At 51.8% G+C, this 23534-nt stretch carries 32 protein-coding genes; 24 read left to right on the top strand and 8 right to left on the bottom strand.

The features are described 5' to 3' along the window. Positions 1-4: 4 nt before the first annotated feature. The 9 genes from ACZ44I_RS08665 to ACZ44I_RS08625 are packed head-to-tail and all read left to right on the top strand — an operon-like array spanning position 5 to position 5123. Complete coding sequence (locus tag ACZ44I_RS08665) at positions 5-340, top strand: DNA-binding protein (protein ID WP_464550766.1); 336 nt, start codon at positions 5-7, stop codon at positions 338-340. Then, positions 337-948, top strand: coding sequence for a DUF7411 family protein (locus ACZ44I_RS08660; protein ID WP_464550768.1), 612 nt, complete (start codon positions 337-339; stop codon positions 946-948). Before ACZ44I_RS08665 ends, ACZ44I_RS08660 begins: the two co-directional genes overlap by 4 nt. Then, a complete protein-coding gene (locus ACZ44I_RS08655; RefSeq protein WP_255331977.1) occupies positions 945-1097 on the top strand; it encodes a 50S ribosomal protein L39e in 153 nt (50 codons plus the stop codon). The genes ACZ44I_RS08660 and ACZ44I_RS08655 overlap by 4 nt, the downstream gene beginning before the upstream one ends. 3 nt (positions 1098-1100) lie before the next feature. After that, positions 1101-1364 (top strand): 50S ribosomal protein L31e, encoded by a 264-nt coding sequence (locus ACZ44I_RS08650; protein WP_300328734.1) that lies wholly within the window; start codon positions 1101-1103, stop codon positions 1362-1364. Position 1365: 1 nt separating this feature from the next. Then, positions 1366-2028 carry a translation initiation factor IF-6 gene (locus ACZ44I_RS08645; RefSeq protein ID WP_464550770.1) on the top strand — a complete coding sequence of 221 codons (663 nt, stop codon included), beginning with the start codon at positions 1366-1368 and terminating at the stop codon, positions 2026-2028. Between the two features lie 5 nt (positions 2029-2033). Then, positions 2034-2225: a 50S ribosomal protein L18Ae gene (gene rpl18a, locus ACZ44I_RS08640; protein ID WP_464550772.1), complete on the top strand. Its 192-nt coding sequence runs from the start codon at positions 2034-2036 to the stop codon at positions 2223-2225. Continuing rightward, positions 2215-2670, top strand: a complete 456-nt coding sequence (gene pfdA / locus ACZ44I_RS08635) for a prefoldin subunit alpha (RefSeq protein WP_464550774.1) — start codon at positions 2215-2217, stop codon at positions 2668-2670. Before rpl18a ends, pfdA begins: the two co-directional genes overlap by 11 nt. A gap of 9 nt (positions 2671-2679) precedes the next feature. Then, positions 2680-3795 carry a signal recognition particle-docking protein FtsY gene (gene ftsY, locus ACZ44I_RS08630; RefSeq protein ID WP_464550776.1) on the top strand — a complete coding sequence of 372 codons (1116 nt, stop codon included), beginning with the start codon at positions 2680-2682 and terminating at the stop codon, positions 3793-3795. Continuing rightward, the gene (locus ACZ44I_RS08625; RefSeq protein WP_464550778.1) at positions 3795-5123 is read left to right on the top strand and encodes a signal recognition particle protein Srp54; all 1329 of its coding nucleotides are present in this window, start codon (positions 3795-3797) and stop codon (positions 5121-5123) included. Before ftsY ends, ACZ44I_RS08625 begins: the two co-directional genes overlap by 1 nt. 16 nt (positions 5124-5139) lie before the next feature. Here the strand turns inward: ACZ44I_RS08625 and ACZ44I_RS08620 are convergent, their stop codons facing one another. Beyond that, positions 5140-5457, bottom strand: coding sequence for a type II toxin-antitoxin system PemK/MazF family toxin (locus tag ACZ44I_RS08620; RefSeq protein WP_464550780.1), 318 nt, complete (start codon positions 5455-5457; stop codon positions 5140-5142). 136 nt (positions 5458-5593) lie between these two features. Here ACZ44I_RS08620 and trmY point away from each other — a divergent pair, with 136 nt between their 5' ends. Genes trmY through ACZ44I_RS08585 form a run of 7 tightly spaced genes read left to right on the top strand, consistent with a single transcriptional unit; the run spans position 5594 to position 9989 of the window. Beyond that, positions 5594-6157 carry a tRNA (pseudouridine(54)-N(1))-methyltransferase TrmY gene (gene trmY / locus ACZ44I_RS08615; RefSeq protein WP_464550782.1) on the top strand — a complete coding sequence of 188 codons (564 nt, stop codon included), beginning with the start codon at positions 5594-5596 and terminating at the stop codon, positions 6155-6157. Beyond that, positions 6154-7398, top strand: coding sequence for a tRNA pseudouridine(54/55) synthase Pus10 (locus ACZ44I_RS08610; protein WP_464550784.1), 1245 nt, complete (start codon positions 6154-6156; stop codon positions 7396-7398). The genes trmY and ACZ44I_RS08610 overlap by 4 nt, the downstream gene beginning before the upstream one ends. A 2-nt stretch (positions 7399-7400) precedes the next feature. Then, on the top strand, positions 7401-7694 hold the full coding sequence (locus ACZ44I_RS08605; RefSeq protein ID WP_464550786.1) for a 50S ribosomal protein L21e: 294 nt from the start codon (positions 7401-7403) through the stop codon (positions 7692-7694). A 23-nt stretch (positions 7695-7717) separates the two neighbouring features. Beyond that, positions 7718-8068: an RNA polymerase Rpb4 family protein gene (locus ACZ44I_RS08600; RefSeq protein ID WP_464550788.1), complete on the top strand. Its 351-nt coding sequence runs from the start codon at positions 7718-7720 to the stop codon at positions 8066-8068. A gap of 11 nt (positions 8069-8079) precedes the next feature. Next, positions 8080-8640 carry a DUF655 domain-containing protein gene (locus tag ACZ44I_RS08595; protein ID WP_464550790.1) on the top strand — a complete coding sequence of 187 codons (561 nt, stop codon included), beginning with the start codon at positions 8080-8082 and terminating at the stop codon, positions 8638-8640. A 23-nt stretch (positions 8641-8663) separates the two neighbouring features. Then, positions 8664-9410 (top strand): 16S rRNA (adenine(1518)-N(6)/adenine(1519)-N(6))-dimethyltransferase RsmA, encoded by a 747-nt coding sequence (gene rsmA / locus ACZ44I_RS08590; RefSeq protein ID WP_464550792.1) that lies wholly within the window; start codon positions 8664-8666, stop codon positions 9408-9410. Between the two features lie 12 nt (positions 9411-9422). Further along, positions 9423-9989 (top strand): HemK2/MTQ2 family protein methyltransferase, encoded by a 567-nt coding sequence (locus ACZ44I_RS08585; RefSeq protein ID WP_464550794.1) that lies wholly within the window; start codon positions 9423-9425, stop codon positions 9987-9989. Here ACZ44I_RS08585 and ACZ44I_RS08580 read toward each other — a convergent pair. Then, positions 9986-10579: a DUF2115 domain-containing protein gene (locus ACZ44I_RS08580; protein ID WP_464550796.1), complete on the bottom strand. Its 594-nt coding sequence runs from the start codon at positions 10577-10579 to the stop codon at positions 9986-9988. The two genes, ACZ44I_RS08585 and ACZ44I_RS08580, sit on opposite strands and share 4 nt — an antisense overlap. Before the next feature lie 133 nt (positions 10580-10712). Between ACZ44I_RS08580 and ACZ44I_RS08575 the strand changes: the two genes are divergently transcribed. From ACZ44I_RS08575 to ACZ44I_RS08560, 4 genes are all read left to right on the top strand, one after another. Beyond that, on the top strand, positions 10713-11921 hold the full coding sequence (locus ACZ44I_RS08575; RefSeq protein WP_464550798.1) for an ATP-binding protein: 1209 nt from the start codon (positions 10713-10715) through the stop codon (positions 11919-11921). A gap of 205 nt (positions 11922-12126) precedes the next feature. Beyond that, positions 12127-13383: a 3-isopropylmalate dehydratase large subunit gene (locus ACZ44I_RS08570; protein ID WP_464550800.1), complete on the top strand. Its 1257-nt coding sequence runs from the start codon at positions 12127-12129 to the stop codon at positions 13381-13383. 3 nt (positions 13384-13386) lie between these two features. Beyond that, positions 13387-13875 (top strand): 3-isopropylmalate dehydratase small subunit, encoded by a 489-nt coding sequence (locus ACZ44I_RS08565; protein ID WP_464550801.1) that lies wholly within the window; start codon positions 13387-13389, stop codon positions 13873-13875. Beyond that, positions 13863-14981, top strand: coding sequence for a 3-isopropylmalate dehydrogenase (locus tag ACZ44I_RS08560; protein ID WP_464550803.1), 1119 nt, complete (start codon positions 13863-13865; stop codon positions 14979-14981). Before ACZ44I_RS08565 ends, ACZ44I_RS08560 begins: the two co-directional genes overlap by 13 nt. Here ACZ44I_RS08560 and ACZ44I_RS08555 read toward each other — a convergent pair. Genes ACZ44I_RS08555 through ACZ44I_RS08545 form a run of 3 tightly spaced genes read right to left on the bottom strand, consistent with a single transcriptional unit; the run spans position 14965 to position 17631 of the window. Next, positions 14965-15648, bottom strand: a complete 684-nt coding sequence (locus ACZ44I_RS08555) for a PEGA domain-containing protein (RefSeq protein ID WP_464550805.1) — start codon at positions 15646-15648, stop codon at positions 14965-14967. The two genes, ACZ44I_RS08560 and ACZ44I_RS08555, sit on opposite strands and share 17 nt — an antisense overlap. Positions 15649-15672: 24 nt before the next feature. Then, on the bottom strand, positions 15673-17289 hold the full coding sequence (locus ACZ44I_RS08550; protein ID WP_464550807.1) for an MBL fold metallo-hydrolase: 1617 nt from the start codon (positions 17287-17289) through the stop codon (positions 15673-15675). 3 nt (positions 17290-17292) lie between these two features. Further along, complete coding sequence (locus ACZ44I_RS08545; RefSeq protein WP_464550809.1) at positions 17293-17631, bottom strand: STAS domain-containing protein; 339 nt, start codon at positions 17629-17631, stop codon at positions 17293-17295. Positions 17632-17861: 230 nt separating this feature from the next. Here ACZ44I_RS08545 and ACZ44I_RS08540 point away from each other — a divergent pair, with 230 nt between their 5' ends. Both ACZ44I_RS08540 and ACZ44I_RS08535 read left to right on the top strand, forming a co-directional pair. Next, positions 17862-18350, top strand: coding sequence for an Hsp20/alpha crystallin family protein (locus tag ACZ44I_RS08540; RefSeq protein ID WP_464550811.1), 489 nt, complete (start codon positions 17862-17864; stop codon positions 18348-18350). A gap of 318 nt (positions 18351-18668) precedes the next feature. After that, entirely contained in the window at positions 18669-19454 is a 786-nt protein-coding gene (locus ACZ44I_RS08535) for a CBS pair associated ParBc domain-containing protein (protein ID WP_464551631.1), read from the top strand. Between the two features lie 160 nt (positions 19455-19614). Here ACZ44I_RS08535 and ACZ44I_RS08530 read toward each other — a convergent pair whose 3' ends face one another. Beyond that, on the bottom strand, positions 19615-20793 hold the full coding sequence (locus ACZ44I_RS08530; RefSeq protein WP_464550812.1) for a sugar phosphate nucleotidyltransferase: 1179 nt from the start codon (positions 20791-20793) through the stop codon (positions 19615-19617). Between the two features lie 87 nt (positions 20794-20880). Between ACZ44I_RS08530 and ACZ44I_RS08525 the strand changes: the two genes are divergently transcribed. Then, the gene (locus ACZ44I_RS08525) at positions 20881-21366 is read left to right on the top strand and encodes a YkgJ family cysteine cluster protein (RefSeq protein ID WP_464550814.1); all 486 of its coding nucleotides are present in this window, start codon (positions 20881-20883) and stop codon (positions 21364-21366) included. Continuing rightward, entirely contained in the window at positions 21359-21625 is a 267-nt protein-coding gene (locus ACZ44I_RS08520; protein ID WP_464550816.1) for a hypothetical protein, read from the top strand. The genes ACZ44I_RS08525 and ACZ44I_RS08520 overlap by 8 nt, the downstream gene beginning before the upstream one ends. Positions 21626-21632: 7 nt before the next feature. Here the strand turns inward: ACZ44I_RS08520 and ACZ44I_RS08515 are convergent, their stop codons facing one another. Beyond that, on the bottom strand, positions 21633-21977 hold the full coding sequence (locus ACZ44I_RS08515) for a type II secretion system protein E (protein ID WP_464550818.1): 345 nt from the start codon (positions 21975-21977) through the stop codon (positions 21633-21635). A gap of 12 nt (positions 21978-21989) precedes the next feature. Continuing rightward, a complete protein-coding gene (locus tag ACZ44I_RS08510) occupies positions 21990-23468 on the bottom strand; it encodes a cobyric acid synthase (RefSeq protein ID WP_464550820.1) in 1479 nt (492 codons plus the stop codon). Positions 23469-23534 lie beyond the last annotated feature (66 nt).

Genomic DNA, 23534 nt, shown 5'->3' with positions numbered 1-23534 from the left:
GTACATGGGAGACGATGAGTTATCTGAACTCCGGCAACGCCGCCTTGCCCAGATGCAGCAACAGCAGCAGGCAGAACAGCAGGAGGCCCAGCGCCAGCAACAGATTGATCAGCAGGTCCAGATGGTGCTGATGCAGATTCTTGAGCCAGAAGCACGTGAGCGGTTAAATACAATCAAGCTCACAAAACCTGATTTTGCACGAGGCGTTGAACAGCAGCTTGTCATGCTCGCCCAGCAGGGTCGGCTCTCAAGTACGAAAAAGATCACTGATGCACAGCTCAAAGAGCTCCTCAAACAACTGGTACCGCAAAAAAAGGACTTTAATATCCGAAGGGTATGATGAAGGTCGGAATGCTCTATAGTGGTGGAAAAGATAGTTCTCTTGCTGCCATCCTGCTCTCGCGGGATTATACTGTAGAGCTGAACACGTTCGTATTCAATCCCGATCGGGAGGTTCCTAAAGTCGCGGCGGCGGCAGAGGCTCTGGGTATGCCCTGGAAAAAGAGAACCTTTGCGTCAGGTTTCATTGATGAGGCCATTGGAGTACTCGTTCGGTGTGGGTATCCAAATGAGGCAATCAATGAGATTCACCGACGGTCCCTCTGTGCGCTTGCACAGGAGTATGAGGTGGTCGCCGATGGCACCCGGTTCATGGACCGGGTGCCTATGCTGAACCCGTCTGAGGTGCAGAGCTTTGAAGACAGGATGGGGGTTTCCTATATACGCCCCCTTCTTGGGTTTGGAAGGCGTGAGATAACACGCCTTGTGGATCGGATGCTCACCGTCGTCTATGGTGAGACTCCGATGATAGAAAATGGTGATTATGAAGCTGAAATCCGTGAGGAGATGACACAACGTGGAATCGACTGGAGCGGAATCTTCCCTGAAAATCACCAGCAATCTCTCGTTTGCGGGAGAAGAATAGATCAGGTTGGTGAATACCAATGAGCAAACTGACAAAAGGTCGAAAGATACGAATGGCGAAAGCCACCCAGCAGAACCGGAGGGTTCCGCAATGGGTCATGATCAAAACGAAGCGTGCAGTTGTATCGCATCCAAAGCGGCGCAGCTGGAGACGTAGCAGTCTGAAGGTGTGAGCAATGGTCGAGGCAGAGAAGGAACAGATATACATCATCCCGCTTCGGGATACAAAACGCGCCCCCAAATGGAAGCGGGCAAAAGTTGCTGTTAAGGATGTCCGGACATACCTGCAGAAGCACATGAAGAGTGAAGACGTCAAACTTGACCGGAGTATCAACGAGAAGATCTGGGAGTGCGGGAGCCAGAAACCCCCTTCAAAGATCCGTGTCCGTGCGATAAAATTCTCAGACGGTCAGGTCCAGGCAGAACTTGCCGGGGAGTGAAATGAACTATACCCTGTCCCTCAATGGCGATCCGAATATCGGGGTTTTTGCACGGGTATTTGAGGAGTTTGCGATTGTTCCCGAAACGGTTCCGGATGAGTTTGCCAATACCATAGCTGAGCTTCTGGATGTTGAGATCGTCCGGACGTTCCTGCAGGGGTCATCCATCATCGGATCGCTCATCACCGGCAACAGCCGGGGTATGGTGGTCTCCGGCATGATCGGGAGTGAGGAGCAGAGGCGGCTTGAGGAGTACGGGGAAGTGCTGCTTATGGATGAGATGATGAATGCCGCTGGCAATTGCATGCTGGTCAATGATGAGTTTGCCCTCGTTCATCCGGAGATGCCTGCCAGGCTGATCGATCGGATCAGTGATTTCCTCAAGGTTCCGGTTGAACGGATGCAGATCGCCGGAATTCCAACCGTTGGAATGGCCGCCGTTGCAACAAATAAAGGCATTCTTCTCTCTCCGCGGGCAACCCCGCAGGAGATCGAACGGGTTGAGTCTTTCACCTCGCTTCCGGTCGGTTGTGGATCCGTCAACATGGGTTCGAATCTGGTTGGGACAGGTGTTCTTGCAAACTCGAAAGGGTTCATTGCAGGCAGCGAGACGACCGGTTTTGAACTCGGAAGGATGGAAGATGTATTTGGATTACTACGGTGAGCTGAATGGAGTTACCAGAATTTGAAATTACAGGTCTGATGAAGATTGGTGATGAATGGAAACCATACACCAAGGTGATTTCAGCACCAAACGAAGCACAGGCGAAAGAGCGGATCTATACTCTCATGGGAAGTAAACACCGCATCGAGAGAAGATTAATCAAAATTGAGAGCATAAAGAGTGTCAATGGCGAGTAAAGATAGTACTCCGACACCTGAAGAGGAGTTTCAGGCACTTCAGATGTACCTGAATGAGTTTAATCAACAGATTGAACTCTTTTCCCGGCAGTTCCAGTTTATCGAACAGGCAAGAATGGAGATGATCATCTCTATTGAAACCCTCAGAGGACTGAAGGAGACAACAGATGCTGTATCACTCCTTCCGCTTGGCGGGGGCGCTGCCATCCTGGCAAAAGTGATCGATCCCGATTCGGTCCTCGTCTCTATCGGATCTGATATCTCTGTCAGAAAGACAAATGACGAGACCGTCTCCTTTATGGAAGAGCGGATCACCGAGATGGAAGCCCAGGGAAAACGTCTTGCCGAGACGATTCAGAAGCTCCAGACTCAGGCAGCAGAGGTTGGCGGACGCCTTGAACAGCTGTACCAGGCTGGTCAGGGACAACCTACCGGCCGGAGCTGATGCCGGAGTATGTTTGAAGGCTTAAAAAACAAATTACGGGATGTCCGGTCACGATTTGGCGCCTCAATCGAGGAGCATATCGAAGAGTCGCCGGCTATCTCCTCTCCTTCACCGGAGACTCATCCCGGAGAAGAATCTTTTCCTCAGGGAGAATCCATACCGGAGGATCGCCAGACTGGTGAGTTGCCGCCGAAAAGGATTGGAGAGACCGGTCCTGAGACAAAACCCGGGAAAGATGGTTTTTTTTCGAAAGTCAAAACCCTCGTCACGGAACGGGAGTTCATACTGACTGAAAAGGATCTCAATGAGCCGCTCTTTGAACTGGAGATGATTCTTCTTGAGTCGGATGTTGCACTTTCGGTTACCGATGCGATCATCGCCCATATGAGGAGTTCACTTGTCGGGAACCACAGGAAGATCAGGCAGAGCCCTGATGAAATTGTGACGTGCGCCCTGAAGAATGCACTCCGTGAGGTGCTCGGCGAAGGGCTGGATCTTCCGGCCTTCATCCGTTCACATGAGAAGCCTGTCAAAATCCTCTTTACGGGCGTCAATGGTACCGGAAAGACAACCTCAATTGCAAAAGTAGGTGCTTTTCTCAGAAAAGAAGGTTTTTCCGTTGTCATCGGGGCTGGCGACACCTATCGTGCCGGTGCCATCGAACAGATCAGGGTACATGCCGATCGGCTTGGAATACGGCTTATCCACCACCAGGAGGGAGCAGATCCATCAGCCGTCCTCTTTGATACCGTCGAGTATGCCCGTGCTCATAATGTGGATGTTGTCCTCGCCGATACCGCCGGCAGGTTCCATAACCGTGCGAACCTGATGAGCCAGCTCGAGAAGATCCGGCGTATATTCAAACCTGATCTCATTCTGTATGTGGATGAAGCAACTGCAGGAAACGATGCGGTTGTCAGGGCAGCTGAATTTGAAAAGACGATCGGGGCAGATGGCGTCATGCTGACGAAGGTGGATATGGATAAGAAGGGCGGATCTGCCATCTCGATCGCCTATACGATCGGAAAGCCCCTCATCTTCCTGGGTGTTGGCCAGGAGTATGAGGATATCGTTCTCTTCACCCCTGATTTGATTATAAACGAGATTTTAGCGGAAGATGCCTGATGCTTGATTCACTCTCAAACTCATTGAAGGATGCTGTAAAGAAGCTCGCAGGAAAAGCTGTCGTTGACCGTGCAGCAGTTGACGAGCTTATCCGTGATCTCCAGCGTGCCCTTATCCAGGCTGATGTGAATGTCAAGCTGGTGATGGCACTCTCGCAATCCATCAAGACCCGTGCACTTGAAGAAGAACCTCCCAAGGGGATGGGGGTCCGGGATCATGTCCTCAGGATCGTCTACCAGGAACTCGTATCAATGATGGGGCCGGAGACTGAAGTCTCACTCAAACCCCAGACGATCCTGATGGCGGGTCTTCAGGGTTCAGGGAAGACTACGACAACCGGAAAACTCTGCCGGTACTTCCAGCGAAAAGGGTTGAAAGTCGGTGCTATCTGCTGTGATAACTTCAGGCCCGGTGCATTTGCCCAGCTCCAGACCCTCTGCCAGAAGATCAATGTCCCCATCTTTGGCGATCCAAAAGAAAAAGATGCCCTGAAGATCGTCACAGAGGGAATGGCTGCCCTTCGCGATGTCGAGGTGGTTATTGTTGATACTGCCGGGAGGCATGCCCTTGAGGATGAGCTCATCGAAGAGATCATGCAGATCAATTCCGTTGTCAAAGCCGACCATCGCTGGCTTGTTATCGATGCAGCACTCGGGCAGGGTGCACGCGATCAGGCACGGAGGTTCCATGAAGCAATCGGGATCGATGGTGTTGTCATCACGAAGATGGATGGAACCGCAAAAGGCGGTGGTGCTCTCTCTGCCGTTGCCGAAACGAATTCAAGTATCGTCTTTATTGGTTTGGGCGAAACAATCGACGATCTCGAGCGGTTCGATCCAAATGGGTTCATATCCAGGTTGCTCGGAATGGGGGATTTAAAAGCCCTTGTCGAGCGTGCAGAGGAAGCGATGGAAGGGGACGATCTCGACGTCAATGCGATGATGAAGGGGAAGTTCACCTTAAAGGATATGTACAAACAGCTTGAAGCCCTGAATAAAATGGGTCCTCTGAAGCAGGTTCTCTCCATGCTTCCGCTTGGCGGTATGAATGTGCCAAACGAGGTCTATGATGTCACGTCCGTCAAGATGGAACGGTACCGGATCATGATGGATTCGATGACCGATGCCGAGATGGATGATCCTTCGCTGCTTGGCACATCACGGATACACAGGATCGCAATGGGATCGGGCTCCTCAGTCGATGATGTCCGCGAACTGATAAAATACTATAAGATGATGCAGCGTGCCCTGAAAGGTTTTAAAGGTGGCGGCCGTTTCTCGATGAACCGGATGATGAAACAGTTTGGTGGTGGGGATAAGCTGGTATAATCCCTGTCCGGGATTTTTATCCTCTCTGAACAATTTTCGTAAAGGCTTCTTTTGTTAGCCTTCCTTTCTTTGAAATAACCTTTCTCTTCGGCATTTTTGTCAGGTGTGCAACAAGGACGACACTCTCTTCAAAGAGTTCAAGCCCCCCCACCTCAAAATCATCGAGATCGATTGTTATGGCAGAAAGTGACTCCGGCAGCCTTCGCGAACAGGGTGCAAGGAGGAGATCTCCGGATTCCTCTGAAAGCACAATAGCGGGTCTGACTTTTGGTTGATCGCCCGGATAAAAGGAGAATGGTGCCAGGACAACATCTCTTTTTTTGTAAGTACTCATGGATTCTCTCCTCTCTGTCATTGATGTAGGCAGTTTAGCCCTATTCCGTTTCTATTAAGCTGGTGTACATCTATATAGATATGTAATTGTCCCGGTATGAGATGAGATTCCTCCGGGATGCCATATGGAGCCTGTTATGAGACGATTTGCTATCCTTGGCCATCGTGCCGTCACCGATCCCGGTTTTTCCCTAAATGATATGCCCGGCAGTGCAGGAAGAATGGATATCCTCTGCCGCTGTGTCAACTCCAGTTTCTTTCTCTCACATGATTTGAGGCGGGATGTTGAATGTTACCTCATCCTGAAGGGAGGGCCAGAGACGACGATCCTCTTCAAAGGGGAGACCGTCAGATCGTTAAATCCTGATGAGCGGAGTGCCGGTGCCCTGATTAAAAAAGCGCTTGGAAAGATATGTGGATCGGAGTTTATCGAATCCTCTCCCGGTGTTTTCATCAGGCGCGGGGGGCTTGCGAGGCTCTTGTCAGAGTATCCCTTCGCAGTACTTGATGAATCAGGCGACGATATCCGGACTATCAACTCCCTGCCGGAGAACCTTCTCTTATCTGATCATCAGAATTTCACTGAAGAGGAAGAGGCATTGACAGCTGATCTCATGCGACTCTCTGTCGGTCCGCAGGTGCTCCATGCTGATCATACCATCACCATTTACCTGAATGAAGCCGACCGGAGGTTAGCATGAGCGAATTACTGTCACTTGTTGGTTCAATCCTTGAATACGGGCCAATCTGCGATCACTGCCTGGGTAGACTCTTTGCAAAACGATCGTTTGGACTCTCCAATGCGGAAAGGGGTCATGCACTCCGTGTAGCCCATGCACTGGATGCTAACCTGCGTTTTGCTCCCTATGAAGAGGGAACCTGTTTTGTCTGTTCCGATCTCTTCAGGGAGATCGATCTCTGGGCCGGGCGAGTCGCCGGAGCCATAGCAGATATCGATCACGAGACCTTTGTGATCGGAACCCGCGTTCCGCCGATGATGGCCGAGTCAGAAGAGATGCTCTGGAGCGACTTCTCCCTCACCGATCCCGAACCCCTGAAATCCGAGATGAACCGTGAGGTTGGGAAGGCGGTAGGTACTCTCACCGGAAGGCGCGGCGATCCAAAGAACCCGGAGGTGACGGTGATCTTAAACATTGCTGAAGAAGCAGTGGAGGTGCAGATCGCCCCGGTCTTCTTCTATGGAAGGTACAAAAAGCTTGAGCGGGGTATCCCCCAGACACACTGGGATTGCCGCGCATGCCATGGTGCCGGATGTGATGCCTGTGGCGGCACTGGCAAACAGTACCCTGATTCGGTTGAAGAACTGATAGGTCTGCCGACAGCCGGGCTTTTCGGGGCGGAAGGTTTCGTCCTCCATGGTGCAGGGCGTGAGGATATCGATGCACTCATGATCGGTACCGGCCGCCCATTCATCATGGAGGTGCTTGCTCCCCGGCAGCGGAAGGTGGATCTTCCCGCACTTGAGTCTGCCATTAATGCATCGGCATCCGGCAGGGTCGAAGTGGCCCTTTCCCGCTGGAGTAGCAGGCGTGAGGTGGAAACCCTTAAATCGCACAAGGCTCATAAAACATACAGGATTCTGGTCGATATTGAAGGCCATACTTCCCTGGATCTGGTCGAAAAAGCTCTGGAAGCCCTGAATGGGGCGGTGATTCATCAACGCACCCCTCAGCGTGTATCCCATCGGAGAGCAGATCTCATCAGGAAACGTACGGTCGTCGATATCGGGTGTCTTGGGGTTGAGGACGGCCAATATCTGATCCAGGTGGTCGGTGAGGCGGGACTCTACATCAAAGAACTCATATCAGGGGATAATGGGAGAACAACGCCCAGTTTCTCAGAGATCCTCGGCAACCCTGCACGGGTCGTGACACTTGATGTCATATCAGTGGAGGGTATGCCGGAGCATGGAGAGGAGTAATCATGGCACTACATAACGGTCCACGGAAAAAGACTCGATATAAGTTTAAGAAAGCACTCAGAGCACGTGGTCTCCCACCGGTCACCTCGGTTATTCAGGACTTCGAGATAGGGCAGAAGGTTCACATTGTTGTGGAGCCAAGCATTCAGAAAGGTATGCCTCACCGGAGATTCCATGGAAAGACGGCAACGGTCATCGGGTCACGGGGACGTGCCTGGGTTCTTGAGGTTCCAGACGGAAATGCGGTGAAGGTTGTCATCGCAAAACCACAACATCTAAAAGCTCAGAAATATTAAATAGACTATATCTGGTGATTGACATGAAAGTTAAGGCATTTATTAGCGAAGAAAGGGTCACCCTTCCAGAGATCCGTGAGGATCTCCTCCGGATCGAGGCAGCCCGCCTCGAAGCCGGGAAGGAGCTGTCTTACGAGCTGAGGAAGAGCATCGAACATGTCAACCACCTCTCTAAGCTCTCTCCTGAAGCATCAAGAGAACTTCTTAGTGAGCTGCTCGGGCTTGAGAAGATGAAACCAGAGATCGCATACAGGATCGTGAATCTGATGCCCCGGAACAGGGATGAACTCCGTGCAATCTATGCAAAAGAACGGTTCAACCTGACTCCTGAAGAACTGGATGCGATCCTCGATCTGGTCTCAGCTCGGGTTTAGGTGATGCGAGTATGAGAGCGGAGAAGAAAGAGAGTCAAGCGCTAGCGATTGATGTACTTCAACATGGGTATGTGGATGATCCGCGCCCAATCCTGAAGCGTGAGCCTATTGTTCTGGCAGTGGGTGTGGATCAGTTCAAACTTCTTGAGATCATTCCAAAGATCCCGGATATCCAGATTCACGAACTGCTCTATATCGGAGATGATGAACGGCCGAAGGTCGAGCGTGTGAAACGACGGCTGAAGTATGATGAACTGACAGCGACTGCAAAGCTGGAACTGCCTTATGCGATAGCGAAGATTGTCAGCCAGAACGAGGAGCGGTTTGTTGAGTTCTTTAACAAATCGGTCCCAATCAGCCTGAAGCTGCATATGCTCCATCTCCTTCCCGGAGTCGGGAAGAAGATCCTCACCGAGATACTGGATGCACGAAATCGAAATCCCTTTACCAGCTTTGACGATATCCGGACACGCATCAAGGCAGTTCCCCATCCTGAGCGGATGATTGCCGATCGGATCCTGGAAGAACTGATGGATCCTGATGTCAAATACCATCTCTTCACATCACGATGAGGGCACGGCACGATCAACATTTTTTGAGTGATGGTTCTGCCATTCTGCGAATCGCAGATGCAGTTCCGATTGCAGGAAGGCGTGTCCTTGAGATTGGCCCCGGAAAAGGAGTGCTTACAGAAGCCCTCCTTGAACGGGGTGCAACCGTTCTTGCAGTAGAGCTTGATGCAACACTAGTCGATCATCTCAGGGATCGTTTCCCGGATCAGATCGAACGGGGAGATCTGATCCTCATCCACGGCGATGCCACCCGGTGTGCCCTGCCAGAGTTTGATATTGTCATCTCCAATCTCCCCTATTCTGCATCATCCCCGATCACCTTCCGGCTGCTCGAGATCGGTTTTGAGGTGGCAGTACTGATGTACCAGTGGGAGTTTGCACGGAAGATGATGACTCCGGCAGGAAATCCCGATACAAGCCGTCTATCGGTGATGGTGCAGACCTACGCGAAGGTGAAGCCGCTTCTGGAACTGCCTCCGGAGGCATTCTCCCCCCCTCCTGATGTCTGGTCGATGGTGGTGAAGATTACGCCGGTTGATCCGATAGTTGAAATTACTGATCGGAAGGTGTATGCCGATCTTGTCCGTGCCCTCTTCTCGCAGAGGAGAAAGAAGGTCAGGAACTGCTTAAAGAGTGCTGCCGGTGTCTTTGGGAGAGAGCGGATAGCATCCCTGATCGCATCCCTTGATGACGAGACGCTCTCCCAGAGACCCGAGAATCTCTCTCTTGAGCGGTTTGCCGAACTTGCGAATGCCCTCTCCACCAGCTAACCGGGAGGAGTGATGTCCCTTCCACCGCCCGATGTCTACTCCCCTGCCGAGGATACGTCTCTCCTCCTGAATGCAGGCCTTGGGATCATCCGTCCTGAAGATCGGGTGCTTGAGATCGGAACCGGGAGCGGTGAGATCGCCGCTCACCTCCAGAATTCCGGGGCACAGGTGGTTGCAACCGATATCAACCCATTTGCCGCCTCATATGCCTATAGCCGTGGAGTGCCGGTGATCCGGTGCGATCTCTTTGCGGGCATCTGCGGAACCTTTGACCTGATCCTCTTCAATCCCCCGTACCTGCCGACATCACCTGAAGATCGGATCGATGACTGGTTTGAGTATGCCCTTGATGGCGGAGAGGATGGCAGGGAGACGATTAAGCGTTTTCTTGCGGATGCTCCCTCATTTCTCTCAAAAAATGGCAAAATCCTCCTTTTGATCTCTTCTCTCACCGGGATCTCCGAGGTCTCAAAACTCTTTGCTGATACCGGTATGATCACGTTTGTTGTCTCGGAAGAGTCTCACGAAGGAGAGAAGCTTATCGTCCTCCTCGGAATGAAGGATCTCTGCCGGGTTTAGGATTGTTCTGCCGGGCAGAACCGGCAGAGGGCATAGGGCACATCATCCTCCTTCTCCCTCACCGGGCAGCAGACGACGCCGCCCTTTTGCTCCACCTTCATCCCTCCCGGGAACGGGGTGCCGATCGGGTGACCGGGTTCGAAGAGGACGAAGATGAGGAAGCAGGAGAGGAGATAATAAAAGAGCCTCCCCATCGGGGCCATTTGGGCATCGCCGGATCGGTCTGGTGCGAGGCATGCCTCCTCCATCATCCGGCAGAAGGTTGCAAAGAGCGCAGGATCGGGGATCTCTCCGGGAAGCATATCGATTCTGCCCTCCCGTTCCATCAGGAGGATTCTGTGGTATGTCCCGAATATCTGCTCGTGAGCGGAGGCTGCATATGCCTTCCGGTACGGGGGTGGCAGGCTCTGGATCTCACGCCTGAGTGCGGCTGCAATTCTCATCAGGTCATGGGGGGTATAGCGGTGGATCTCTGTTGTGATCAGGCGGGCAAGGCGGGATCTCGTCTCTGATTCAGCGAGTGCGGAGGCAATCCTCCTGATCTCCTCTTCTGCCTCGGAGGGCTTTAGTTCCAGCCGTGATCGTGTCATATCGCTTCTTTCACCTGATTGCCTCTGGATTCAACCAACTGTTCTTTCTTAAATTATTAATGGGTATTGATGTGGTATGTATCTCTGATCGGAAGAAGTTATATGTGGACAAATTGTAAATATGATTTACAATATGTCCACATCAACAGGAGCCATCAGTCCGATGATCAGGCGGGATGCAGAAGAGAAAGTTCGTGAACTTGCCCGTGGGTTTCCAGCTGTATCGGTGATAGGTCCTCGCCAGTCTGGTAAGACGACGCTGGTAAAGACGGTATTTCCTGATCTGCCCTATGTATTACTGGAAGATCCTGATACCCGTTCATTTGCAGAGGAGGATCCAAGAGGCTTTCTTTCTAATTATGAAGAGTCCGGAGCCATTCTTGATGAGGTGCAGCGGGTTCCAGAGCTCTTCTCCTATCTTCAGGGTGTCCTTGACAGGAATACAAAGCCGGGGCAATTCATCCTGAGCGGCTCCCAGAACTTCCTTATGATGGAGAGGATATCGCAGTCCCTTGCAGGGAGAGTTGGGATCATCAAACTACTCCCGCTCTCGATGCGGGAGCTTGCCAATGCCGGCATTATACCAAATCGATATGAGAATCTCCTCTATGATGGATTATTTCCCCGCCCCTACAGCAGCACAATTCGTCCTGGAGATTTTTATTCGTCATATATCCAGACATATATCGAACGCGATCTCCGCCTCCTGAAGCAGGTGCAGAACCTCTCGACATTCCAGACATTCATGAAGATGTGTGCATATCGTTCCGGGCAGGTGATCAACTATTCTTCACTCGCCGATGACTGCGGTATCACCCATAACACGGCAAAAGAATGGCTTTCCCTTCTTGAGACATCGCTCCTCATCATCCTGGTACCCCCTCACCATAAGAACTTCAATAAACGGCTTGTAAAGAATCCCAAACTCTATTTCACTGATCCGGGACTTGCAGCCCATCTGGCAGGGATACAATCTGCCGATGATATCACGTACCATCCGTTGAAAGGCGGTCTCTTTGAGACTCTGATCATTACGGAATTATTAAAATTCAGGCTGAACCGGGGCAGGGAGTCTACCCTCTACTACTGGCGTGATAAGGCTGGGCATGAGATCGACTGTATTATCGAGTATGCCGGGCAGACGCCCATCCCGGTCGAGATCAAATCCGGAAGAACAGCAAGCGCCGATTATTTCAAGGAGATTACCTACTGGAATACTCTCTCGGGAAATACCCCGGAGCAGTCATTTGTGGTCTATGGAGGGGATCAGACGCAGCAACGATCCCCGGGGCAGCTGATCGGCTATTCTGATCTGCATCCTCTCTTCAGATTCCTTGAATAGATGCGATAATGAGGAGGATATTTTGATCTCCGCGCATCCCTCAGGCAGGTGTTCGTATCCATTCGAATGTATCTTCAAAAAACGCTCCTGAAGAAGATTCTCCTCTTCTCTGACCTTTATCTATATCTCTGTTTTTCAGGGGAAACCTGCCTCCCCACCAGTCCATACAAACTATCCTATATTAAAAAGATCCATATGTATAGCTATGGCCAACGGAATGACTGTTGCTGAGAAGATATTCTCATCGAAGTGCGGCAGGACGATTAGAGCGGGTGACGTGGTCATGGCAGGCATTGACGCTGCGATGATCCATGATATCACCGGACCTCTTGCCATCACCCAGTTTCGGGAGATGGGGGGGGAGCGTGTCTTCGATCCGGAGAAGATTATTCTTCTCTTTGATCACCAGATTCCTGCCGACTCCATTCCGGCGGCAAAGAACCACGTGATGATGCGTGCGTTTGCTGAAGAGCAGGGGATCAAAAACTATGATCTCCGTGAGGGTGTCTGCCACCAGGTTGCTCTCGAGAAGGGGCGGGTTGCCCCCGGCGATATTGTCGTCGGCAGCGATTCGCATACCTGCATGTATGGGGCGGTCGGGGCATTTGCCACCGGAATCGGATCAACTGACATGGGCTTTGCCCTGAAATATGGTGCCCTCTACTTCCGGGTGCCGGAGACGATCCGGGTGGATGCTGATGGGACGTTTGGCAGGCGGGTGGGACCAAAGGATCTGATCCTCAGAATGGCCGGCGATATCGGGGCGGATGGCGCCACCTACCGGGTACTTGAGTTTGGGGGATCAGCGTTTTCATCCATGAATATGGCAGGGCGGATGACCTGTGCCAACATGGCGATCGAGATGGGCGGAAAAGCCGGGATTGTCCCGCCGGATGCGGTCACGATGGAGTACCTGAAGGGCCGGGGCTCATTTGATCCCGTTGATATCGCTCCTGATTCCGATGCCGGTTACCTTGAGAAACGGGGATATAATCTCTCAAACCTCTCCCCGCAGGTGGCAATCCCCCATAATGTCGATAATGTCGCGCCTGTTGAAGAGGTTGCCGGGCGTAAAGTTGACCAGGTCTTCATAGGCTCCTGCACAAATGGGCGGTTTGAGGATATGCAGGAGGCAGCCGAGGTGCTCGGTAATGAGAGCTTCTCTGAGAAGCTCCGGGTGATCATCATCCCGGCATCCCGTGACGAGTACCTCAAGACCCTCAGGGCAGGTCTCATCGAGCGGTTCGTTGAGGCTGGAGCGCTTGTTGAAGCACCCTGTTGCGGTCCCTGTATGGGCGGGGCATTCGGGCTCCTTGCTCCGGGTGAAGTCTCGCTCTCCACCTCGAACCGGAACTTCCGTGGAAGGCAGGGGAGTACTGAAGCAGAGGTATACCTCTGTTCACCGGCAACTGCTGCTGCAAGTGCATTATATGGTGAGATCACCGATCCGAGGGAGGTGTAGTTGATGCGGGTCTGGAAGTTTGGAAATGATATTGATACCGACGCGATCATACCGGGCCGGTTCTTAACGATCTATGATGAGAAAGAGCTTGCAACCCATGCATTTGAGGGAACCCGAGACGAGTTCTCGAAGAAGGCAGCGGCTGGCGATATCATCGTTGCAGGCAGGAACTTCGGATGCGGCTCATCCCGTGAACATGCCCCACTTGCGATCCGCGGAGCCGGTGTCCGGGTGATTATTGCAGAATCATTTGCCAGGATCTTTTACAGAAATGCGATCAATACCGGCCTTCTGCCGGTAACGTCAGAAGCAGCAAAAGAGATTCAGGACGGAGCAGTCATCTCTGTCGACACTGCGGAAGGCTATATTGAATCAGATGGGAAGCGGTATCCGATCGATCCGGTTCCCGCATTCCTCCTTGAGATCATCAGGGCAGGCGGACTTGTAGAATATGCACGGGCACACCCGGAGATAAAGACATGCACAGAATAGCAGCAATCGGAGGAGATGGGATTGGTCCTGAGATCATTGAAGCAGGGAGGACCGTCCTTGATGCAGCAGGTGAGAAATATAACTTTGATATCGACTGGGTCGATTTTGATATCGGATCTGATCGGTACCTGAGGACGGGCGAACTCCTCACCGAAGAGGATATTGCAGGGCTTGAAGCCTGTGACTCGATCTATTTCGGTGCGATCGGCGATGACCGGGTGAAGCCGGGGATCATCGAAAAAGGAATCCTCCTTGCGCTCCGTTTCCATTTTGACCAGTATATCAACCTGCGCCCGATCCAGCTTCTTCATGGTGTCCAGACACCGCTTGCCAACAAGACGCCTGATGATATCAACTTCCTGGTTGTCCGGGAGAATACCGAGGACTTCTATGTCGGGATCGGATCCCGGTTCAGGGGTTCAGAGAAGACGAGCCTTGAAGTGATCAGAAACCTCTATTCCATAAAATTTGGGATCGATGTCGAGAGCGATGCCGAGGAGATTGCTTACCAGATCGGCTTAATCAGCCGTGAGGGTGCAGAGCGGGTGATCCGGTATGCATTTGAGCGGGCAGCGGATCGGGGGAAAAAGTGCTCATCTGTTGATAAGGCAAATGTCCTCTCGGATATCTACGGGCTCTGGCGTGAGGTCTATACCGATGTCTCAAAGGGGTACCCGGATGTTGAGACCGAGTTCACCTTTGTTGATGCGGTGACGATGTGGTTTGTCAAGAATCCCGAATGGTTTGATGTGGTTGTCACCCCGAATATGTTTGGGGATATCATCACCGATCTCGGTGCGATGATCCAGGGCGGCCTTGGACTTGCACCCGGTGGCAACATCAATCCTGATGGCATCTCTATGTTTGAGCCGATCCACGGATCTGCACCCAAGTACAAGGGCATGAATGTCGCAAACCCCCTGGCAACCATCTGGGCGGGATCCCTCCTCCTGGATTCGCTTGGCGAGAGAGAGGCAGCTAACGCTGTCTTAAAAGGGATCGAGTCCTCTATTGTGGCAGGGCATGTCACAAAAGATATGGGAGGCTCCCAGTCGACGAGCAGTGTCGGCGACTGGATCGCAGCCAAAATCAGGTCCGGCGAGTAAACAGAACGAAGGCGAGACCGAGCAGGATGCCGGAGATCACAATACCCGGTGATCCGGCACTCTGCTCCGGTGCTGTCGGGAGTGGTGCAGCCGGAACCTGTGTTGGCGGGGCTGGAACCAGATCGGGTGCTGTTCCAACCGGGACAAGGGTTGCTGAAACGCTGCTCGTCTTTCCTGAATCAACTGCAACGAGCTCCGAATAGGATTGGTGCCCCTCTTTTTGAAGATTGATCAGGTGAAGACCGAGATCTGCCCGTGAGATGATGTAGGATCCCTCAGCATCTGTTGTGCCGACGAAGTTCTGGTTCTGGAAGACACTGGTGCCCGGATTTGAACTGATGACAATGCCCCCATAATCCCGGAACTGTGTTCCTGTGCGTGCGAGAACTGCATGCACCCTGACCGTCTCCCGGGGCATGATGTAGGCAACACCGTTCCAGTTCTGATAACTGCCGGCTTTTTTCAGCTGGAATCTCGTCATGCCCGCACGCAGGTCAGTGACGGTGAGTGGGGTATAGCCGCGAAAGACATTGGTGATATACACCTCTGCACCATCGGGCTCTGAAGTGATCTGAATCGTTCCGGTCGGCTCTGCCAAAACAGGCGAAATACAGAGGGCAAGGCAGAGAAGCCCTCCAAGAATCAGGATAGATGTCCGGATCTGCATAGCATGCTATACTCGTCCTGTGATCTAGATAATAGTTCGTCCCGCCGGGTACCTGACTGCCATTCCTTCATCTGTCCGGAGAACCGTTCCCCCGGAGAGAGCGAAGGCTTTACTGAGGTACCTCAGCTGCCTGGTGTCCGGAAGAGTATCGCCGGTTGAAAGGGTGATCTGTACGGTCTCCTCATCAATTTTCTTGAAGGTGATTGCCATCAAATCAGCGCCACAGGCAGCATACCGGGTGATCAGGGTGAGAGCGGCGCGTTCAAACCTGATTGGATCCATGATGGCGCTGAGGTTTTCATCAGTGGCAGAGACAGTGACGGCTCCCTCGTTCACAACCTGTACTCTCCCCATACGGAGTGCAAGAGCGGCAGCAAAATCATCCCCGGATGCAGACTCAAGCAGCTGATCTGCATGACGTGGATCAAGCGAATCGACAACAGTCCGGCAGAGAACACAGGGATTACAGTCTTTCAGGGTTGCAACAGGCCTAAATCCACGGAAAAGAGTCATATAATCGTTGATCAGCTCGTCAAGGTGATCGATGAGCCAGGGTTCGATCACAGCACCAAGGCCCCCCCGATCGATGAGCCGTTCAATTTTTCCTGCGATATTAGCGGCATTCAGTGCAAGCAGAATGGGTTGGTGGGCACCCTGCCGGTATTCTTCGGCAAAACTGTTGTATCTGGCAAGCAGATCATCAATCGCTGCACAATCAAGAACTGATGAGATCTCTCCGGCAGATGCTCCTTCCTCAAGCTCCTCAAGCATATGCGATACAAATGCGATCCTGCCTGAGATGATCGTGAGGGTTTCATCGATCTCCGCCATCAGATCCTCAGCAAAGAGCGCGGTCTCCTTCATCCTCTCGGGTGTGAAGGTCTCGATCCCGCTTAGTTTCTCGACCTGCCTGAGAACAAGATCTATGCTCCTTATTGCATCTGCTGATGGGATTGGGTTTCCATGGCCCGAGTAACAGACTGTTATATTCTCTCCGCAAATCATCTCTCTCAGCCCGTTGAGGGAATGAAGTAGGTCTTCACGAGAATACCCGACTATTCCTGCAACACCGGGAGATCCCGCAAAGAGTGTATCCCCGATGAAGAGGCTCTCCCCGATCCTGTAACAGATACAATCCGGGCTGTGGCCGGGTGTATGATAGGCGGTGATCTCAAGTCCCCCCGAGAATGGTATCGTCTCTTCAGAAAGGCCGTACCTTCCGGTCTCCTGATTCCCGGAGAAGAGGGGGTTGCCAAGGAGTGTCGGCGATAATCTCTTCCCAAGGAGTGTTGCCTGGGTGACTCCGTAATCTTCTGTTTTCAGGGCTTCAACACCTGATACATGCGAATAGGCACGTTCTGCAAACAATGAGAGTTTGGGGTGGCTGACGAGTGAATGGCAGTGATCCATATGGGTGTGGGTCAGCAGGATGCCGGTTAACTGCCGATTTTTGGGGAGATCGGATATGATGGAGAGGATTGTATCTGCCTGCCCCGGGATTGCACCGGGGTCGATCAGGATCAGATCATCTTCTGATCTGATGAGGTAAGAGTTTGATGAGAGGATATCGATCTTCCTGATCATCGGGTAGAAGGAGAGATCCCCGTCACCTGATAACCGGCTCCATCCTCTCAAATCCATTCTTCACCGGTGATGCGCAACTGCATCGGTTACGGTCTTCTCGATGGCAAATATTGAGGTGAACCCGGTCAGCCGGAATATCTTCTCGACATCTGTTCTGAGGCCGCAGAGGATCACATGGCGCCCTGATCCCTTCAGCTCCTTCTCGATGATAAGCAGTATGCGAAGCCCCCCGCTGCTGATATAGTCAAGGTCGGCACAGTTCACAATGACGTCCCCCTCCTGTTCCGCGGCAAATGATCTGAGTATGGTCTCTGCCTCAGGTGCGGTTGTCGAGTCAATTCTTCCGGAAACATCAGCGAACCTGACACCTCCTGTCTCTGCTATTGTAATCTCCATCATGTGTATTTCCCTTCTTTGTACCTATGTGCTAAAAGATAAAAACCGTTTCATTGGATTTGGCGGAAGAAAAGATATAGAAAAACCATATTCCTTCTTCATAGGCCATGGGATGGTTATTGCAGGTGTGTTATTAGTGTGTACCTTAGCTGAATGTTGTAAAAAAGTATATATATTATTATGCACTAACTAAAGGTTAGCCACATTCGATGTGGCACAGGAGGGATGAAACTATGGTATGGAATAGACGAAGATACCCCTTTGGGTCAATCGGACATGAGATCGATGAGATTATGGCTGAGATGGAGGCACGTTTCCAGGATATCTTCTCGGGAAGCCGCAACCTTCTGCCCGAAGCAGGCGGGGGGATGACCGATCGCTTCATGCCTGCCATCCGGGGTGAATTCCGGGTCGATGTCAGCGACCATGAAGATGAAGTGGTGATTGTTGCGGATCTTCCGGGTTTTGAGAAGGAAGGTGTCAGTGTCCAGCTCATTGATCCACGGACGCTTGAGATCGCAACCCGGCAGAGCAGCGAGAAACAGGATGAGCGTGAGAACTACTATATGAGGGAGAGAATGTATGGATCAATGCGCCGTATAGTCCGCCTCCCGGTCGATGTCACTGAGGATGGTGCACAGGCCTCCTTCAAAAACGGCGTCCTTGAGGTGCACCTGAAGAAGACTGAGATGCCTTCGGTTCGGTCAATCCAGATAGAATAAGCATCCTGAAGACTACAAGCCAAAGAGTGTCTGCATCATGGGTGGATTGAAGAGCCGACAGGAATACCCCCTCATTCAAGAGCAACTCAAAAAGAGAGCAGCATACAAAAGAACCGCTTCAGTACCAAAAAAACCCCTGAATAGAGAGAGGGGGGAGAATATCCCCCCCTCAATTGAGGGGAATGCGTGATCTCATATAGTTCTCTGATCAGACATATATCTGGAATCTGTTTCATTCATTATTCAGATAACGGCCTGATTAGAAGAATATCCAATGAAAAGATGATTTGTGGGTGTTTTGTGCAGAAGAATGAGCCAATAGACAAGAAAAAGGTCCGTGACTACATGACTTACGATGTCGTCACCGTGAAGGCAGACGGCATGATAAAGGATGTCATCGATCATATCCGATCAACCCAGCACGATGGATTTCCGGTTCTTCGTGGAAACAAGGTTGTCGGCTACATCTCGGCACGCGATATCATTGGGGTGCATCCGTCTGTTCGGATCGAACAGATCATGTCCCGCCACCTGATCGTTGCCGATCCAGATATGCCGATAACCGATGCCGCCCGTGTCATCTTCCGCTCAGGTATCCAGAAACTGCCGGTCGTTAATGAACAGAATGAACTGGTCGGGATCATCTCAAATGCCGATGTGATCAGATCCCAGATCGAGCATGTATCCCCCGGAAAAGTCTACAACTTCATGTCGACGTTGAAGAAACTCTATGGGATCGAACCGACACTTGAGCGCGGCAATGTCCCGGTTGACCGGCTCCGGCCGACACAGGGAAAGATCTTTCAGGACGAGCTCGAAGGACGGATGTATGAGATCAAAAAAGGACTTGCAGAACCTGTCATCGTCGTGAAAAGACGCGGTAAATGGATCATGGTCGATGGCCACCACCGGGCCATTGCAGCAAAACAGCTCGGCATCAGAATGCTTGATGCCTATATTATCGTAATCGATGAAGATATCGAACTTGGACTTGAACGGACTGCAGAGAGCATGAAACTGTATTCACTTGATGATGTCCAGGTGATGGATTATGCACGCCATCCCCTGGTTGCGATCACGCACCGTCTGGTTCCACACGACTAAAATCTATTCACATCATTCTCTTTTCCAAACTCCCAATACTTCTTCGCATGCTTTTCTCTATGCAGAACACCTCTCTGTATTCCGAAAAATGGAAGCTACAAAAAGTTGGGGAAAGGGTAAGGGGATTTGGTATTGTTTGCCCGGAAGGATCAAACCGGATTTATGATCCGTCCCATGTCGTATCAAATGCATCATTCAGGACGTACTCTTTCACCACCTCACCATCAGGTATGACAACCTCCGGCCAGAGCCGGGTGCGTGAATGAATGACGACGTCATCTCCGAGGCTCGCCCGTGGCCCGATCACCGTATCATGCTCGATCGAGCAGTTTCCGCCAATACTTACATCATTATCGATGATGCTCCCGCTGACGGTGGAGCCTGATCCGATTGAGACCCCTGAGTAGAGCGATGAGGAGAAGATCTTTGCCCGGCTATTGATGCTGCAATGATCCCCTATGGATGTGTAGGGGCCGATGATCACATCCTCCCCGATTGTTACCCCTTTTCCGATAGAGACCGGCCCGATAACGCGGGATCGCGGTCCGAGTGTGATCGAATCTCCAAACCTGACGGGGCCTGTTATCTGGGCATCCTCAACACTCAGGTTGCCCTGTATTGTGGTGATACCGACATCATTCAGCTTCCATCTCTCGGCCTGCCTGAGCATTGAGGGGGATCCGACATCGGTCCAGTTTCCCCTGGCAAGCCATCCTTTCAATTGATATCCTCTGTTCATCAGGTCGGGGAAGAGATTACGGGCAAAATCATATTTGGTTTTCTCAGGTATATACTCAAAAATCTCGGGATTGCAGACATACATCCCGGTACTAGCGAGGTTTGAGAAGACTTCTCCGGGCCCCGGCTTCTCCTTGAACCGCTGGATGGTGAAGGTTGCATCGATCTCAGCGATCCCATACTCGCAGGGATCATCGATCCCAATCAGCCCGATTGATGCGATCGCATCCATCTTCTTATGTTCCCGGTAAAATTCGAGGAGATTGATATCGGTGACATGATCCCCTCCGACGACCAGAAATGGCATGCCATCCAGATACTCCTGCGCATTTTTTACTGATCCCGCCGTTCCAAGCTTCGTCTTCTCCTCGACATAGGTGATCTCGGCGGAGAAGAGTGAACCATCGCCCAGCACCTCTTTAATCCGATCCCCAAGATATCCAAGCGTGATTATGATATCGGTGAATCCGAGATTGGCGAGGTGCACGACAAGATGCTGGATGGAGGGTATTCCTCCTATTGGTATACAGGGCTTTGGCCGCTCAAACGTCAGCGGACGGAGGCGTGTCCCTTCACCCCCGCACATGATGCAGACTTTCATGGTAAGGAGATATAACTCTGTATCAATTAAATGACATTGATCTGCTCCCCGGATACCCTTATCACTCTTCAGCATGAGAGAGAATGTATGGGTTCTGAGTTCACCTGCACCCTCTGCGGCAGATGTTGCAATGGTTTTGGGCGTTATATTACGATTAACCAGAAGATCGGTGGCGCATACGGGTGCTCCCTCTCCCTTACAAAAGAATCCTTCATGGCGGTTCTTGATCCGGGCAGATCTGATCTCTTCTCTGATACGTCATACCAGAATGAGCATCCTCATGCCTGCCCGTTCCTCAGGAGAGAATCTGAAGAGAGGGTCATCTGCACGATCTACCGGTCACGGCCGGGGTTCTGCCGGGATTATCTCTGCTGTACTGGAAAAGTGATGCGTCAGGATGTCCTCTGCGGCGAGATGAAGGGGAGGCGCGATCTGAAAACCGAAGACCCCGGCCTTCAGGAGGAATGGATACGCCTGAAGGAGCGGTACGGTGGTGCAGCTGATTCGGATTGGAAGGAGGAGATCCGAAAGGCTTTGACCAGATCAGGATATGAGGTGATCTTCTATGAATGAAGAAGGGATGCGGATACTGGAGGTGAAGGGGGAGATCGTTCCCTGCCTCCCGGAGAAGTCGGTTACTCTTGATCGGTGCCGTTTCTGTGCCCACTCACGATATTTCGAGGTGAATGGTATACGGATGCCCTCGCCTGCACGGGCATACTGCTCACGGAGCGGTGCAACAGATGAGGTTGATCTGAAAGCGGTTATACGGGTCTGGTGTGATGATATGGCAGGTGAAGGCTACCGGAGTATCATGTCGATCATCAGCTGATTTCAGATCAGAGCCCCTTCCAGAACTCCCACCATCTCCGGGTTTCCTGTGGAAGAGGCAGCTGATCTTTCTGCCATTTCAGATCGAGGATATGGTGTACAACCCGGATCTCCTTTTTGAGATCCACAACAGCATCTGTCAGGCTCTCCAGTGTGCGTTTGATCACCTTCACCTCCTCAAAGCTCCTCTCCCGCGGCACCGGAACAAATGAGTTGTCTTCGGTATATTTCTCAACACCTGCCTCAATAAGCCTCAAAATTGCCTCATTCCTCTCGATCCTCTTTTCAGTGGCAAACTGTTCGATCTGGTGTGCCAGATCGTTATCAAGGGTAAATGAGATCCGCATACTCATAGGACAACCTCCTTAATCTGCCTCTTCATTGCTTCTCTTCTCCCCCGGAATAACCGGGGCCGCCAGTTCAACAATCGTATTCATATCGAGATGCTCCTCCAGATGTCGGGCAAGATGGTCATAGGGATCAGTTCTCTCCTCTTCGCTATAAATCAGCCCCTTCTTCCCATAGAGGTACTGAAGCAGGGCAGAAACAGCAGAGGCATTCTGGAAGAGGCCGTGAAGATAGGTTCCAAAGACCAACCCGTCATCTGATACCGATCCATCTCCGTTGAATGCTTCTCTTCCCCCGGTGCTGATCGTCTCGCCCATATGGATCTCATATCCGCTCACCTCCCCCATTGCACCCAGGATCGGCCCAACCGGCCGGGCCTGGCGTGTCACCCGGATCGTCGTCTTCTGGTATGCCGAGAACGATGTCTCAACAGGCAGCATATTCAGTCCATCATATACTGCCTCATCACCGGATTCAATGCCCTTATCATAGATTCTCCTCCCGAGCATCTGGTATCCCCCGCAGATACCAATCACCGGCACACCACATTCCCGTGCTTTTTCTATCGCTCCGACTGTCCCGGTTCTCCTGAGATGCAGCAGATCCTCAACAGTATTTTTTGTCCCAGGTATGATGATACAGTCATAGGTATCGAGCGGATCACCGGGCCGGACATAGGTGACAGACGTGGATCGTTCAAGTGCTTCGAAATCGGTGAAGTTTGATATCCGTGGCAGGTGGATGATTCCTATCCGGATCGGAGATGATGATGCGCGTTTATCGGAGAGTGAGAGCGAATCCTCACTTGGGAGGTTGAGATCGGTATAAGGAACAACACCGAGAACGGGTACCGAACAGGTCTCTTTGATAAGATCGATTCCTGAAGCAAAGATCTCAGGATCACCCCTGAATTTGTTAATGATCACACCGGCAACGAGGGCACGAATGTGTTGGGGAAGCAGGCTGATCGTCCCATACAACTGGGCAAAGACTCCTCCCCGCTCGATATCTGCGACAAGGATGATTGGTATCCCCAGCCTTTCCGCAAGCCGTATATTGGCAATATCACGATCATAGAGGTTTAGCTCTGCCGCACCGCCCGCCCCTTCGCAGATGACACATCCGGTCTCTGCCATGAGATCCTTGTACGCAGCGACTGCCACCTCAAGAAGCGCATCCGTCTCCTTGTAATAGTCACGTATCGGGAGGTCACGATAGGGTTTTCCAAGGACGATCACCTGTGAAATGCTGTCAGCTTTTGGCTTTAAGAGGATCGGGTTCATTTCAGCGACCGGCTCGCGGTATGCAGCGATCGCCTGCATCGCCTGGGCAATACCTATTTCACTGCCATCTGCTGTGACATAGGAGTTGAGGCTCATATTCTGCGCTTTAAAAGGTGCGACTGTATATCCACGATTGAAGAGCGCACGGCATATCCCGGCAACGGTGACACTTTTTCCGACATGAGAGGCGGTTCCAAGCACCAGAAGTGACATGGTTCATTTGTTCTCTCTCCATGATGATAAAAAGAGACATTATGATCTTCTTCGATCCTGTACACT

It is taken from the genome of Methanocalculus pumilus (assembly GCF_055382585.1).
The sequence above is the reverse complement of the archived record's forward strand: the minus strand, read 5'-3'. Positions and strand labels throughout refer to the sequence as shown.